Annotated in this window: 14 protein-coding genes; 11 read left to right on the forward strand and 3 right to left on the reverse strand. The window is 68.0% G+C overall.

Annotated features, from left to right (window positions below; genetic code table 11):
* Positions 1-12: 12 nt before the first annotated feature.
* A complete protein-coding gene (locus ACGLHS_RS04615) occupies positions 13-603 on the forward strand; it encodes an NADPH-dependent FMN reductase (RefSeq protein ID WP_394477281.1) in 591 nt (196 codons plus the stop codon).
* A 6-nt stretch (positions 604-609) separates the two neighbouring features.
* Positions 610-1,098, forward strand: a complete 489-nt coding sequence (locus ACGLHS_RS04620) for a hypothetical protein (protein ID WP_394477284.1) — start codon at positions 610-612, stop codon at positions 1,096-1,098.
* A gap of 468 nt (positions 1,099-1,566) precedes the next feature.
* Here ACGLHS_RS04620 and ACGLHS_RS04625 read toward each other — a convergent pair whose 3' ends face one another.
* Positions 1,567-2,478, reverse strand: coding sequence for a LysR substrate-binding domain-containing protein (locus ACGLHS_RS04625; protein ID WP_394477286.1), 912 nt, complete (start codon positions 2,476-2,478; stop codon positions 1,567-1,569).
* A gap of 92 nt (positions 2,479-2,570) precedes the next feature.
* Between ACGLHS_RS04625 and ACGLHS_RS04630 the strand changes: the two genes are divergently transcribed.
* The 9 genes from ACGLHS_RS04630 (at position 2,571) to ACGLHS_RS04670 (ending at position 12,820) form a co-directional block, all read left to right on the forward strand.
* The gene (locus ACGLHS_RS04630) at positions 2,571-3,620 is read left to right on the forward strand and encodes a tripartite tricarboxylate transporter substrate binding protein (protein WP_394477289.1); all 1,050 of its coding nucleotides are present in this window, start codon (positions 2,571-2,573) and stop codon (positions 3,618-3,620) included.
* A 7-nt stretch (positions 3,621-3,627) separates the two neighbouring features.
* Positions 3,628-4,539, forward strand: coding sequence for a MaoC family dehydratase N-terminal domain-containing protein (locus ACGLHS_RS04635; protein WP_394477291.1), 912 nt, complete (start codon positions 3,628-3,630; stop codon positions 4,537-4,539).
* Between the two features lie 22 nt (positions 4,540-4,561).
* Positions 4,562-5,743, forward strand: coding sequence for a CaiB/BaiF CoA transferase family protein (locus ACGLHS_RS04640; protein ID WP_394477293.1), 1,182 nt, complete (start codon positions 4,562-4,564; stop codon positions 5,741-5,743).
* Positions 5,740-6,609 carry an HpcH/HpaI aldolase/citrate lyase family protein gene (locus ACGLHS_RS04645; protein ID WP_394477295.1) on the forward strand — a complete coding sequence of 290 codons (870 nt, stop codon included), beginning with the start codon at positions 5,740-5,742 and terminating at the stop codon, positions 6,607-6,609. Before ACGLHS_RS04640 ends, ACGLHS_RS04645 begins: the two co-directional genes overlap by 4 nt.
* 44 nt (positions 6,610-6,653) lie before the next feature.
* Positions 6,654-7,661 carry a tripartite tricarboxylate transporter substrate-binding protein gene (locus ACGLHS_RS04650; protein WP_093237421.1) on the forward strand — a complete coding sequence of 336 codons (1,008 nt, stop codon included), beginning with the start codon at positions 6,654-6,656 and terminating at the stop codon, positions 7,659-7,661.
* Positions 7,662-7,860: 199 nt separating this feature from the next.
* Positions 7,861-8,649 carry a DUF3348 domain-containing protein gene (locus tag ACGLHS_RS04655; RefSeq protein WP_394477298.1) on the forward strand — a complete coding sequence of 263 codons (789 nt, stop codon included), beginning with the start codon at positions 7,861-7,863 and terminating at the stop codon, positions 8,647-8,649.
* Positions 8,650-8,659: 10 nt separating this feature from the next.
* Positions 8,660-11,446 (forward strand): DUF802 domain-containing protein, encoded by a 2,787-nt coding sequence (locus ACGLHS_RS04660; protein WP_394477300.1) that lies wholly within the window; start codon positions 8,660-8,662, stop codon positions 11,444-11,446.
* Entirely contained in the window at positions 11,446-12,099 is a 654-nt protein-coding gene (locus ACGLHS_RS04665; RefSeq protein ID WP_394477302.1) for an OmpA family protein, read from the forward strand. Before ACGLHS_RS04660 ends, ACGLHS_RS04665 begins: the two co-directional genes overlap by 1 nt.
* Complete coding sequence (locus ACGLHS_RS04670) at positions 12,092-12,820, forward strand: DUF2894 domain-containing protein (RefSeq protein WP_394477304.1); 729 nt, start codon at positions 12,092-12,094, stop codon at positions 12,818-12,820. The genes ACGLHS_RS04665 and ACGLHS_RS04670 overlap by 8 nt, the downstream gene beginning before the upstream one ends.
* Here the strand turns inward: ACGLHS_RS04670 and ACGLHS_RS04675 are convergent.
* Both ACGLHS_RS04675 and ACGLHS_RS04680 read right to left on the reverse strand, forming a co-directional pair.
* On the reverse strand, positions 12,807-13,370 hold the full coding sequence (locus ACGLHS_RS04675) for a CinA family protein (RefSeq protein WP_394477306.1): 564 nt from the start codon (positions 13,368-13,370) through the stop codon (positions 12,807-12,809). The two genes, ACGLHS_RS04670 and ACGLHS_RS04675, sit on opposite strands and share 14 nt — an antisense overlap.
* Positions 13,367-14,017 carry a DJ-1/PfpI family protein gene (locus tag ACGLHS_RS04680; RefSeq protein ID WP_394477309.1) on the reverse strand — a complete coding sequence of 217 codons (651 nt, stop codon included), beginning with the start codon at positions 14,015-14,017 and terminating at the stop codon, positions 13,367-13,369. Before ACGLHS_RS04680 ends, ACGLHS_RS04675 begins: the two co-directional genes overlap by 4 nt.
* Between the last annotated feature and the right edge of the window lie 126 nt (positions 14,018-14,143).

A 14,143-nucleotide genomic window follows, 5' to 3' on the forward strand; every position in this document is an offset into this window, starting at 1 on the left:
AGGCGCACAACCATGGGCGACAAGATCCTCGTCTTCTACGGCTCGTACCGTTCCGACCGCATGGGCGTGCGGCTGGCGGACTACATCGTCTCGGGCATCCGGGCGCGTGGCGACGACGCAGAGCTGATCGACGCGAAGGCTGTCGACCTGCCCATGCTCGACCGCATGTACAAGGAATACCCCAAGGGCACTGCACCTGCGGCCATGGAAGCCCTGGCCGAAAAGATCCGCACGGCCGACGCCTTCATCTTCGTGACCGGGGAATACAACTGGGGCCCGCAGCCGGGCCTGAAGAACCTGACCGATCACTTCCTCGAAGAGTGGTTCTGGCGGCCTGCCGCGGTGGCCAGCTATTCGGCGGGGCGCTTTTCGGGCGTCCGCTCGGGCACCGTGTGGCATTCGATCCTGTCGGAGATGGGCATGGTCGTCGTTTCCAGCACCCTCGCGGTCGGGCCGGTCTCGCAGACGCTGGATGCCAGCGGAAAGCCGATTGGGCCCGCGGGCGAATCGCTCGACCGGTCGTTCGGCCGGTTTGCGGATGACCTGGCGTGGTGGACCGAGGCTGCGCGGGCGCAGCGGGCGCGCAAGGCGCCGCCTTATTGAACGTGGATGAAAAGCACTGTCGTGGTCGGTGACCGGGATCGATCAAACGACCTCGGTGACCGCCGCCAAGGTGGTTTGGCCAGTTGGGCCGCCGGGCACCGCACGGCGGGCCTGCTGCTTGCCGCCTGCCTCCTGACGGCCTGTGATGCCGCAACCGAGCCACCGAAAGCACAACTCAGCCCCGAGGCCATTGCGCTGCGCGACGCCTCGCCCGAACTGGTGTTCAAGGGCGTGCTGGCAGGCAAGCCTGTGCATCTGCTCGTTCACGATTGCGAGGTCTTCCAGATCGCCGGAGACCCGCAAGGACAGATGACGTGGACGCGCGTTCTGCGCACCGATCCCTATCCCTTTGCCTTTTGCGAGCGGCAGTCGCTTGTGGTCAAGGACAGCGCCGTGATCGTCACGCTGGGCCGTCGAGCGTTCGGCTCGGGTGGTTGCTGCGCGGTGGGCGGAACTTACCGGACGACGGATGGCTGGACCTGGAAGGAGCAGTAGGTCGTTATCGGGGAAGGCACCTTGTTCACCGCTCAAAATTTGAGCAAACTGATTATTCCCTTTGCAAAACAACAGCTTACGAAGGCTTTACAAGGCTTCGCATGAGTTATCCCCAAAGTTGCGCACTGAAAATGGGGACTACGTTGATTTCGCCGCGTTCCGCCTGAAGAATTTGAGGTTCAACCACACTTTTGTACTCAAAAAAGTACGGTCAACAGCTTCTTTGGAGCCATTTCAGGCTAACCAACGGCCCAAAGGCTGCCAATCTTGTTCACCGCTCAAATTTTGAGCAAGTTAAGGAAAGTCCTTATAAAACAATAACTTATATTGCTTTTACAAGGCTCCTCATGAGTTACCCCCAAAGTTGTCCACGGAAAATGGGGACGAGATCATTTTTGTTCACAATCGGCCGCAAGTGCCTGTTTTTCCGTCCGCGCAGCAGCGCAAACGCCAAAGCCGCCGTGGCGTTCAGGCGGGCTCGGCCAGTTGCCCGGCGTAGTGCCGGCACAGCGTTTCGACCAGCGCCTGCGCATAGATCGGCAGCGCCGCGCGGTCCCGCACCAGCAGGTAGCGTTCCCGCACGCACCATGCGTCGCTGAGGTCGATCAGCGCCAGCTGCATGCTTTCCTGGTTGCGCCGCGCAGCCGACTCGGGCACCACGCCGATGCCCACGCCGCTGCCGATCATCCGGCACATGGCGTCGAAGCTGCCGAGCTGGATGCGCAGCTTCTGCCGCTTGCCGAGGTTGTCGGTGATCTGCGCCAGGAAGGCCTGCAGCGTGCTGCCTTGCTGCATGCCGATGGCGTCTTCGTCGAGCGTTTCCGCGAATGAAATCCTGCGGCGCTTCGCGAAGCGGTGCCTGCGCGACGTCACCAGCACCAGCCGGTCGGTGCTGAAGTGGATCGCCTCGAGGCCGAGCGTGTCGACGCGGCCGGCCACGATGCCGATGTCGGCGCGGCCGTCGAGCACGCCGCGCGGGATCTGAGCATTCGGTTTTTCCTGAAGGTCGACGTTGATGCGCGGGTTGTGCGCCAGAAAGGCCGGCAGGATCTCGGGCAGGAAGTCGGTCACGGCCGTGGTGTTGGCGAACACGCGCAGGTGGCCGCGCAGGCCCCCGCCGTATTCGAGCAGGTCGGCGCGCAGTTGCTCGGTCTGGTGCAGCACCAGCCGCGCGTGGTGCAAAAAGGCTTCGCCCGGCGGCAGCAGGCGCACGCCGCGGGCCTCACGCTGCAGCAATTGCAGGCCAGCCTGCGTTTCGAGCGCCTTGATGCGTGCGCTGGCCGCTGCCAGCGACAGGTGCTGGCGCTCGGCGGCCCGCGTCAGGTTGCCCAGTTCGGCCGTGGCCACGAAGAGCCGCAGGTCGGTGAGATCGAAAAGCATCGTGCGATGGTAGCCAAGCCTTCGGAATTTCAGAAGACTGGGTTCCGAAATCGCAGATTGCGCGCAGGGGAAGGGCGCACGACCATGGGCCCATGGAGACACGACAACACGAACCGGTGAGCAGCGGATTAAGAGTCCGTTGCTTCACCAAGGCGCCCAAGACGCGATTCCGCGCATTCGCACTGCTGGCTTTTACCGCCGCAGCCACTCTTGTCCACGCAGGCCCGGCGAACGCCGAGCCATACCCCTCGCGCCCCGTCACGCTCATCGTGCCGCAGGCGGCCGGCGGCACCAACGACATCGTCGGGCGCCTTGTCGGCCAGAAGCTCGGCGAGGTGATGAACAACGCGAGCGTGGTGGTCGACAACCGGCCCGGTGCCGGCGGCAACATCGGCACGCAGCTCGTCGCCAAGGGGCCGAAGGACGGCTACACGCTGCTCATGACGATCAGCAGCAGCCAGGCGATCAACCCGGCGCTTTACAGAAACCCGGGCTTCGACCCGGTGAAGGACTTCAAGCCCGTGGGCCTGATCGGCGCGGTGCCCAACGTGCTGCTGGTCAACCCGTCGTTTCCGGCGAAAGACTTCAACGAATTCCTGAAGCTCGCGCGGCAGAAGGGTGCCAACTACCAGTACGCCTCGGCCGGCAACGGCACGCTCAACCACCTGCTGGGCGAAATGCTCAACAGCATGGCCGGCATCTCGCTGCAGCACGTGCCCTACAAGGGCGTGGCGCCTGCGCTCAACGACGTGCTGGGCGGCCAGTTGCCGATCGTGTTCGCGAGCCTGCCTTCGGCGCTCGCGCACATCAAGGCGGGCAAGCTGCGCGCGCTGGCGGTGAGCGGCGACAGGCGCTCGCCGGTGCTGCCCGATGTGCCCACCATCGCCGAAGCCGTGCCGGGCTACAACGGCACGCTGTGGATCGGCCTGTTCGCGCCCGCCGGCGTGCCGGCAGATGTGCTGGCCACGCTGCAGGAAGCCACGCGCAAGGCGCTGGCCGCGAAGGACCTGCGCGACAAGCTCGACCAGCAGGGCGTCGAGATCGCGCCGCCGACCTCGCCCGAACAATTTTCGAAACTGCTGCAGGACGACCTTGCCAAGTGGGCACGCATCGTCAAGGCCTCCGGCGCCGCGGTCGATTGAAGAACCCATGAGCAACAACACCCACCCTGAAAAAACATCCCCGCTGATCGACGGTGAAGCCCTTGCGAAGTTGCAGGCCTGGCAGGGCCGCAGCGAAACGCTGACCGACGACATCACCGCCACGCCCGTGCGTGCGTTCTCGGCCACGCTCGACCGCGACGATCCGCCGCCCGTGGCCGGCACGCCGCTGCCGGCGCTGTGGCACTGGCTCTACTTCCTGCCGCACCATCGCCAGTCCGAGATCGGCGAAGACGGCCATGCGAAGCGCGGCGGTTTCCTGCCGCCCGTGCCGCTGCCGCGCCGCATGTGGGCCGGTGGGCGCCTGAACTGGGAGGCGGGCAATCCGCTGCAGGTGGGCGACAGGATCGAGCGCGCATCGACCATCGTGTCGGTCACCCACAAGGCCGGCCGCAGCGGCGAACTGGTGTTCGTGCTCGTGCGGCATGAAGTGCGCAACGAACGCGGCCTGGCGCTGACTGAAGAACACGACATCGTCTATCGCGCCGCAGCCGAACCCGGCGAGAAAGCACCGCCGCCGACGCCGGCCCCGAAAGACGCCGCCTTCAGCCGCGACATCGTTCCCGACGACGTGCTGCTGTTCCGCTATTCGGCGCTGACCTTCAACGGCCACCGCATCCATTACGACCGCCGCTACGTGACCGAGGTCGAGGGCTATCCGGGCCTGATCGTGCACGGTCCGCTGATCGCGACCCTGCTGGTCGACCTGCTGCGCCGCAACGTTGCGGGCGCGCAACTGGCGCGCTTCGAGTTCCGCGCCGTGCGCCCGACCTTCGACATCGCGCCATTCCGCGTGCACGGCAAGCCGGCCGAAGGCAGCCGCGACGGCAAGACCTTCAGCCTCTGGGGCGAAGACGCCGATGGCTGGCTCACGATGCAGGCCACGGCCGTGCTGGCCTGAAAACAAGAAGGAGGAAAGACACATGACAAGACCTCTGGATGGCATCACCGTCGTGTCGCTCGAACATGCGATCGCGGCACCGTTCTGCACCCGGCAACTGGCCGACCTGGGCGCCCGCGTCATCAAGGTGGAGCGACCCGGCGACGGCGACTTTGCGCGGGCCTACGACGGGCGCGTGCTCGGCGAGGCCTCGCACTTCGTGTGGGTGAACCGCTCCAAGGAAAGCATCACGCTCGACCTGAAGCAGCCCGCCGCGCTGGCGGTGCTGCAGGAGCTGGTGGCCGATGCCGACGTGCTGGTGCAGAACCTCGCACCGGGCGCGGCGGCGCGCATGGGGCTCGGCGCCGCGGCGCTGCAGGCGAAGCACCCGAAGCTGATCGTCTGCGACATCTCGGGCTACGGCGAAGACGGGCCGTACCGCGACAAGAAGGCCTATGACCTGCTGATCCAGAGCGAGGCGGGTTTCCTGTCGGTGACGGGCACGCCCGACGAGCCGTGCAAGTCGGGCAATTCCATCGCCGACATCGCGGCCGGCATGTACGCGTACACCGGCATCCTTGCGGCGCTGCTCCAGCGCGGCAAGACCGGAAAGGGCTCGCACATCGACGTGTCGATGCTCGAATCGCTCGCGGAGTGGATGGGCTACCCGATGTACTACGCCTACGACGGTGCGCCGCCGCCGCCGCGCAGCGCGGCATCGCACGCGACCATTTATCCGTACGGGCCGTTCCCCGCGGGCGATGGCGGCACGGTGATGCTGGGTTTGCAGAACGAGCGCGAGTGGCGCCTGTTCTGCGAGAAGGTGCTGCTGCAGGCCGCGCTGGCGACCGATGCGCGCTTCGACAGCAATGCACGGCGCAACGAGAACCGCGAGGCCTTGCGCGCGGTGATCGTCGAGACCTTCGGCACGCTGAGCACCGCGCAGGTGCTCGAACGCCTCGATGCGGCGCAGATCGCCAATGCGCGGATGAACGACATGGCTGGCCTCTGGGCGCATCCACAACTGCAGGCGCGCGACCGCTGGCGGCAGGTGGGTTCGCCGGCGGGCGACATTCCCGCCTTGCTGCCGGCGGGGCGGCAGAGCGCCTTCGACTACCGCATGGACCCGGTGCCGGCGGTCGGCGAACACACCGAAGCGATCCTGCGCGGCCTCGGCCGCAGCGAGGCGGACATTGCGGCGCTGCGCGAGGCGAGGGCGGTGTGAGCGGGGCTGCCGATACGCCGCTGGCGCTGGCGCGCACCTTCCTTTTCGTGCCGGCTGATCGGCCCGAGCGCCATGCCCGTGCGCTGGCGACGGGGGCGGGCGGTGTCATCGTCGATCTTGAAGATGCCGTGGCGCCCGAGCGCAAAGCGGCGGCCCGCATGGGGCTGGCCGCCTCGTTCGCCGCGTTGCCCGAGGCGGACCGCAAGCGCCTGCTGGTGCGCATCAACGCAGGCGGCACGCCGTGGCATGACGATGATCGTGCGGCGGTCGGCGAGCTGGTGGCGCAAGGGCTCATCGCCGGCGTCGTGCTGCCAAAGGCCGAGCAGCCTGCCGATCTGCGGCAACTGGCGCAGGCCGTCGGACCTCGGGGTGTGCTGGTGCCGCTGATCGAATCGGCCGCAGGTCTTGAGGCAGTCAACGAACTGGCCGCCGCGCCGCAAGTGCTGCGGCTCGCCTTCGGCAACCTCGACTTTCAGGCCGACCTGGGGCTCGCCTGCGATGCGGACGAAGCCGAGCTGGTGCCCGTGCGCCTGGCGCTGCTGCTGGCCTCGCGCCGGGCGGGCCTTCCCGCGCCCATCGATGGCGTGACGCCCGACTGGCGCAACGCGCAGCGCCTTGCCGCCGATGCGGCGCGCGCCCGGCGCGGCGGCTTCGGCGCCAAGCTGTGCATTCACCCCGATCAGGTCGCGCCCGCGCATGCCGCGCTCGGCCCCAATGCTGAAGAACTGGCGTGGGCCCGCCGCGTGATCGACGCGATCCGCACCGCGGGCGGCGGCGTGGTCAGCCTCGACGGGCGCATGGTCGACGCGCCCGTGGTGCGGCTGGCGCAACGCCTGCTGGCGCTCGACGCACAGGCGCCGCCTTGATCCGCGACGCCCGCAGATTTCCAATAACCACAGGAGACAACGAAGTGACAGCAACGAAGAAGAACTGGAAGGTCCGCGGCCTGCTCGCGGCATCGCTGGGCGCCTGCCTGCTGGCTGGCCAATCGCCCGCAATGGCGGAGGCAGCCTGGCCCGACAAGCCGATCGTCATGGTCGTGCCGTACTCGGCCGGCGGCCCCACCGACGTGGTGGCGCGCATGCTCGCCATTCCCATGGGCAAGTCGCTCGGGCAGACCGTGATCGTCGAGAACACGGTCGGCGCGGGCGGCACCATCGCGCCCACGCGCGTGGCCAGGGCGGCGCCCAACGGCTACACCATCCTGATCCACCACATGGGCATGGCCACCGCGCCCGCGCTTTACAAGAAGCTGAACTACGACCCGCTGAAAGACTTCGAGTACGTCGGCCAGGTGATGGACGTGCCGATGACGCTGCTCTCGCGCAAGGACTTTCCGGCCAACAACTTCCAGGAGCTGCTGGCCTACGTGAAGGCCAACAAGGACAAGGTCACGCTGGCCAACGCCGGCACGGGTGCGGTGTCGCAGCTGTGCGGGCTGCTGTTCATGCATCAGATCGGCGTGCAGCTCACGACCATTCCGTACAAGGGTGCCGGCCCCGCGCTCAACGACCTCATGGGCGGGCAGGTCGACCTGCTGTGCGACCAGACCACGCAGACCGCGCCGGTCATCAAGGACGGCAACCGCGTGAAGGTGTTCGGGGTGACCACGCCGAAGCGGCTGTCGAGCATGCCGAACATTCCGACACTCGACGAGCAGGGGTTGAAGGGCTTTGACGTGAAGGTGTGGCACGGCATTTACGCGCCCAAGGGCACGCCGCCGGCCGTGATCGAGAAGCTGAACGTGGCCCTGCGCGCCGCGCTGCAGGACGACATGGTCAAGAAGCGCTTTGCCGAGCTGAGCACCGAGGCCGCGCCCATGGACAAGGTCACGCCTGAAGCGCTGCGCACGCATCTGGCGGCCGAGATCGACAAATGGGGCAAGGTGATCCGCGCGGCAGGGGTGCAGGCGGACTGATCCGACAAGAGAGGGCAGGAAGCGGCGCCTGGGACCGCAGGGGCGCCGCCGGGCGCCGTGAGGGCCTTGCACGCGCCCACGCCGGCAAGGCACGCGCCGGGGCACGGAAGGATGTCACGCAAGGTTACCTCTACCGTGGGGAGCCGAGGCCCGGCCACGTTTTGCCAGTGTAGACTGCCGAGTTTTTCGTTCGGGCGGTATGGCGCAAGCTTCACAGCGCACAGTTTTTCACGGCTCGACGCTCGTTCGCTTGCTTTCCAGACTGACCGACATCGACGTCCGTGAATCCAGACAAGGCACTGCGGATCGTTTGAGCCAATGGTTCGGCTGGACCGATGCCATTTCATTGTCAGCGGCGCTGGATGGCAGTCCGGCGGCCGCGCAATCCAGCGCGCGCGCGTCCGGCAATGCCGAAGAGGCCGAGTGCGCCCGCGTGCGCAGCGCGCTGGCGCAGGCCATCGCCGAAGACTGCGTTCCCACGGCCGCCAAACGGCGAGGGCCGCCGGCCGCGGCGGCCACTGCACCCGCCGCCGCTGATGCCCCGGTGGACGCTGCCGCCGCCTTCGCCCCATTCCGCCGGCGCTGCCTCACCCGCCAACAGGCCATGGAAACGCGCATCGGTCCCTTGCGCGCGCGCGTGCGGGCCACGCTGGCAGCCAGGTCGCCCACCATGGCCCGGCTGGCCGCCGTCGACGTCGTCATGGAGCAGGTGCTGGTTGCGCAGGAGCGCAGCCTGCTGGCGACCGTGCCCGTGCTGCTCGAAAAGCATTTCGGGCGCCTGCACCAGGCGGCTCAGGCCGCCCAAGCCGCGCAGGCTGACCAAGCCGACCAGACCGATCAAGTGGCGCCGGCCACCGCCGGCGACGCCCCCCCATCCTCCGAGTGGCTGAACGTGTTCTGCAAAGACATGCAGGCCGTGCTGCTCGCCGAACTCGACATTCGATTGCAACCGGTCGAAGGGCTGCTCGACGCCCTTCGCACGAGTTAACCAGACCCCCATGAAAAGATTTCTTCACTACGCCGCATTTTTCGTAGGCTTGGCCGCCGTGTGCTGGGTCGCCGTCGGGTACATCGGCTCGAATCCGCTCGCGTTGTTGATCACGCTGCTCATCGGCGCGTTCTACCTGATGGGCGCGCTGGAGCTGCACCGCTTCCAGCAAGCCACCGCCACGCTGTCGCATGCCGTCACCGACATGCCCCAGCCGCCGCCCGGCCTGGGCCAATGGCTCGACCAGTTGCATCCTTCGCTGCGCAATGCGGTGCGCCTGCGCGTCGAGGGCGAGCGCGTCGGCCTGCCCGGCCCGGCCCTGACGCCGTACCTCGCGGGGCTGCTGGTGCTGCTGGGCATGCTGGGCACCTTCCTCGGCATGGTCGTCACGCTGAACGGCACCGGCTCGGCGCTGGAACACGCGACCGACCTGCAGGCCATGCGCGCCTCGCTGGCGGCCCCGGTCAAGGGCCTGGGCGTGGCGTTCGGCACTTCGTTGGCTGGCGTGGCCGCGTCGGCGATGCTGGGCCTCGTGTCGGCCCTGTGCCGTCGCGACCGCCTGCAGACCGCGCAACTGCTCGACACGCGGATCGCGACCACCTTGCGCGTCTTCTCGCTGGCGCACCAGCGCGAAGAGTCGTTCAAGCTGCTGCAGGCGCAGGGCCAGGCGATGCCGGCGCTGGTCGACCGGCTGCAGCTCATGATGGAAACGATGGCGCAGCAGAACCACGCACTGAACGAGCGCCTGATCTCCAGCCAGGACAGCTTCCACGGCAAGGCCGAGGCGGCCTACGCCAGCCTGGCCACCTCCGTCGACCATTCGCTCAAGCAGAGCCTGACCGAAGGCGCGCGCATCGCCGGCGCGACCATCCAGCCGGTCGTCGAAGCCACCATGGCCGGCATCGCCCGCGAAACCGCGGCGCTGCACGACACCGTCGGGCACAGCGTGCAGCGGCAACTGGACGGCCTGTCGAGCCGCTTCGAGGCCAGCGCCGCCACCGTGGCCGACATCTGGAAGAGCGCGCTCGACGGCCATCAGCGCGCGAGCGAGGACATGTCGAAAGACCTGCGCGGCGCGCTCGGCCAATTCGCCGAGACCTTCGAGCAGCGCTCGGCCGCGCTGGTGGACAGCGTCTCCGCCCGCCTCGAAACCACGGTCGGCCATGTGTCGGACAACTGGCGCAACGCCCTGGCGCAGCACGAGCGCGCCAGCGAAACCCTGTCGGGCGACACGCAACGTGCCCTGGCGGCGGCTTCGGCCACCTTCGAGCAGCATTCGGCGTCGTTGCTGCGCACGGTCGGCCAGGCCCACACCGATCTGCAGACCGAGATGGCGTCGCGCGACCAGCAGCGGCTGGCCGCCTGGACCCAGGCGCTCGAAGCCATGGCTGCATCGCTCCAGCAGGAGTGGCAGCAGGCGGGCGCACGCGGCGAGAGCCAGCAGCAGGAAATCTGCAAGACGCTTGCCGAGACCGCCAGCCAGATCGCGGCCCAGACGGACGCGCACGCCAAGAACACCATCGCCGAGATCGGCCAGCTCGTGCAGGCCGCATCGGAAGCGCCGCGTGCGGCCGCCGAAGTGATCGCCGAGCTGCGCGGCAAGCAGGCCGACTTCGAGCAGCGCTCGGTGTCGCTGCTGCAGACGGTGAGCCAGGCCCACACCGACCTGCAGACCGAGATGGCATCGCGCGACCAGCAACGGCTTGCCGCGTGGACCCAGACGCTCGAAGCCATGGCCACGTCGCTGCAACAGGAATGGCAGCAGGCCGGCGTGCGCGGCGAGAACCAGCAACAGGAAATCTGCAAGACGCTCGCCGAGACCGCCAGCCAGATCTCGGCCCAGGCGGACGCACACGCGAAGAGCACCATCGCCGAGATCGGCCAGCTCATGCAGACCGCCTCGGAGGCGCCACGCGCCGCGGCGGAAATGATCGCCGAGCTGCGCGGAAAGCAAACCGACTTCGAGCAGCGCTCGGTGTCGCTGCTTCAAACGGTGAGCCAGGCCCACACCGACCTGCAGACCGAGATGGCATCGCGCGACCAGCAACGGCTCGCCGCCTGGACCCAGACGCTCGAAGCCATGGCCACGTCGCTGCAGAAGGAATGGCAACAGGCCGGCGTGCGCGGCGAGAACCAGCAGCAGGAAATCTGCCGGACGCTCGCCGAGACCGCCCGCGAGATTTCCGCGCAGACCGAGGCACAGGCCAAGAGCACCATCGCCGAGATCGGCCAGCTCATGCAGGCCGCCTCGGAGGCACCGCGCGCCGCGGCCGAAGTGATCGGCGAGCTGCGCCAGAAGCTGACCGACGGCATGGCGCGCGACAACGCGATGCTGGAAGAGCGCAGCCGCATCCTGGGCACGCTCGAGACCCTGCTCGATGCGGTGAACCATGCCTCCACCGAGCAGCGCACCGCCATCGACGCGCTGGTTGCCGCATCGGCGGACCTGCTGGACCGCGTGGGCACGCGCTTCACCGACAAGGTCGATGCGGAAACCGGAAAGATGGCCGAGGTCGCCGCGCAGATCACCGGCAGTGCCGTCGAGGTGGCAAGCCTGGGCGAGGCCTTCGGCGTTGCCGTGCAGCTGTTCGCGGAATCGAACGACAAGCTGGGCGCGCAGCTGCAGCGCATCGAAGGGGCGCTCGGCAAGTCCGTCGCGCGCAGTGACGAGCAGCTGGCCTACTACGTCGCGCAGGCCAGGGAAGTGATCGACCTGAGCATCATGTCGCAAAAGCAGATCGTGGAAGACCTGCAGCAGTTGGCCAACCAGCGGATCGCGGCGGGCAGCGAAGCGTGATGACCGAGGACATCGACGCCAGCACCGAGCCGACGGTCCCCGTCTGGGCCGTCTTCGGCGACCTGATGGCAGGGCTGCTGGGCGCCTTTGTGCTGATCCTGGTGTGCGTGATCGGCATGCAGCTGGAACTGGCGAACAAGCTCGAAGCCGAGGTCAAGCAGCGGCAGATCGAGGCGAAACGGCTGCAGACGCTGGAGCAGGCCCTGGCAGGGCCACTCGCAGCGGGCCGGGTGACGCTGAACAACGGCCGCATCGGCATCAGCGGCAACGTGCTGTTTGCCCTCAACTCGGCCGAGCTGCAGCCCGAAGGACGGCAACTGCTCAAGAGCCTGGCCGCGCCGCTGACGGCGTATCTGCAGGCCCGCGACGAGATCCTGATGGTCAGCGGCTTCACCGACGACCGGCAGGTGCGCGGCGGCAACCGCCAGTTCGCCGATAACTGGGAGCTGTCGGCCCAGCGCGCACTGACGGTGACGCGCGCGTTGATCGAGGAAGGCCTGCCGTCGTCCTCGATATTCGCCGCCGCCTTCGGCGCCGAGCAGGCGGTGGCGTCGAATGCCGATGCCGAGGGGCGCTCCCGCAACCGGCGCGTGGAAATGGCGCCGACGCCGCGGCCATCGAACGCGGCCCAGACCCCCAAGCCCCGTGAGTAACGACAGCGACGCACGCGCAGCCGATGCGGCATCCGCGCCGGGGGACAACGTGGACCCCGCCGCGATGCTCGCTGCGTGGCGCGCGCGCGGCGAGCACCGCATCGATCCGGTGCGCTTCCGTTTCATCGAGGCACTGGCACGGCGCACCACCGCGCTGCAGGGCGATGCGCGGCGCATCCTGGACGGCAAGCTGGCGGCTTTGCTCGCGGCCTATGGCGAAGGTGTCGAAAGGGTTCGGGGTGTCGACGGCGCTGCGACGGCACCAGCCGGTGCCGAACAGCAAGGTGCATCGCCACGCGGCGCGCTCGCGGAACTCGTCGAACACATCGCCCAGGTATCGGCCCATGACGACGCCCCGGTGCCGGGCGAGGCGGCGGCCAGCCTCGCCTCGACCGGCGAGCTGAAGACCTTCAGGTATTTCAGGGGCACATGGTCGAGGCTCAGTGCCGAGCGGCGGCTGACCCAGTCGCTGGCGAAGGTGCCCGACAACGCCGGCCCGCTCAACTCGCACCATCTCGTGCACCGGTCGCTCATGCTGATGCGCGACCTGTCGCCGGAGTACCTCAACCGGTTCATGTCGTATGTCGACACCTTGTTGTGGGTCGAGCAGGTGAACACCGGCAGCGCGAGTGCACCCGCGGGTGCGAATGCGCCGCGCGCGGAGAGTGCCCGCAAGCCCGGGCGCGGCGCAAACAGCGCCAATGGTGCTAAGGCGGGCTGATGCCCGCGCGGGCCTCGGTTGCCCGCAGCGTCTCGTCGAACAACTGGAGCAACTGCCGCGCGAACACTTCCATGTTCGCCGGGCGGTCGGTATTGCCGGTCTCGATGGTTCGGCTGACGGTGATCTCGCTGGCGCCGGCAACGGCCACGCACACATGCCCCGGCGCGTCACCGTACGGGCTGCCCGAAGGCCCGGCCGCACCGCTTTCGCAAATGCCCCATGTCGCGCGATGGCTGTCGCGCATTCTGGCGGCGATGAAACGGGCGTAGGGCTCGGTTTCGCCGCGCATGCCGGCCATGTCTTCGCGCGTGAGCCCCAGCAGGGCCTTGCCGGCGCGCCGCGAATAGACGACCGCGCCGCCCAGGAAGAACGCCGACGCGCCCGGAATGGCGAGCAGTGCCGCCGACACGAGTCCGCCGGCCGACGATTCGGCGACCGCCACCGTCTGCTGCCGCTCGCGCAGCGTGGCGCCGACGCGGGCCGCGAGCACGGCCAGCGGTTCGAGTGCGGGCGCGCCGGTGGGCGGTGTGGAAGAGGGCGCGATGGTCACGGCGTGCCCGATGCGCGCCTGACCGGCCGCTGCACGTAGGCCGGTGCCCGTTCATGGCTCGCCGTGCTGCCGTACACCGTGTCCGCCGGGTAGTACTCGGCCTGCAGCTGCACCTTCGCGGCGGCTTCCTCGCCGGCCGTGTGCGCGATGAAGGCCAGCATCAGGTCGGTGCCGGCCGATACGCCGGCCGATGTCCAGACGTTGCCGTCCTGCACGAAGCGCTGCTCGACCACCTTCACATCGCCCAGCGCGCGCAGGCGGTCGAGCGATCCCCAGTGCGTGGTCGCCGTCTTGCCCGAGAGCAGGCCGGCCGCATGCAGCACGAAGGCGCCGGTGCACACCGACAGCAGCGCCTTGCAGCCGGGTGCCTGACCGGCCAGGAAGCGCACCATCGCGGGGTTGTCGACCTCGCGGCGCGTGCCCATGCCGCCGGGCACGAGCAGGTAATCGAGCGGCGGGCAGTCGGCAAAAGACACGTGCGGGTTGATGGACAAGCCCTTGGCGCAAGCCACCGGCTCGCGCTTCTCGGCGACGATCAGGCAGTTGGCGGGCCCTGCCGCCAGCTTGCTCCACATGGTGAGCATTTCCCAGGGGCCGACGAAGTCGAGCTCCTCGACATCAGGGAAGACGATGATCCCGAAATTCATACTTTCGAACTCCTTGGTGATTGAGGCCCTGCAAGAGCGTACAGACGCAGCATAGAGGCCTGCACCGCGCCGTGATTTGGTGACAGCTGGTTGCAAGCTTGGCTCAGTGTTTTCCTCAGAGTTCGA

The sequence above is a fragment of the Variovorax sp. VaC1 genome, assembly GCF_043658315.1.
Taxonomy (GTDB): Bacteria; Pseudomonadota; Gammaproteobacteria; order Burkholderiales; family Burkholderiaceae_C; genus Variovorax.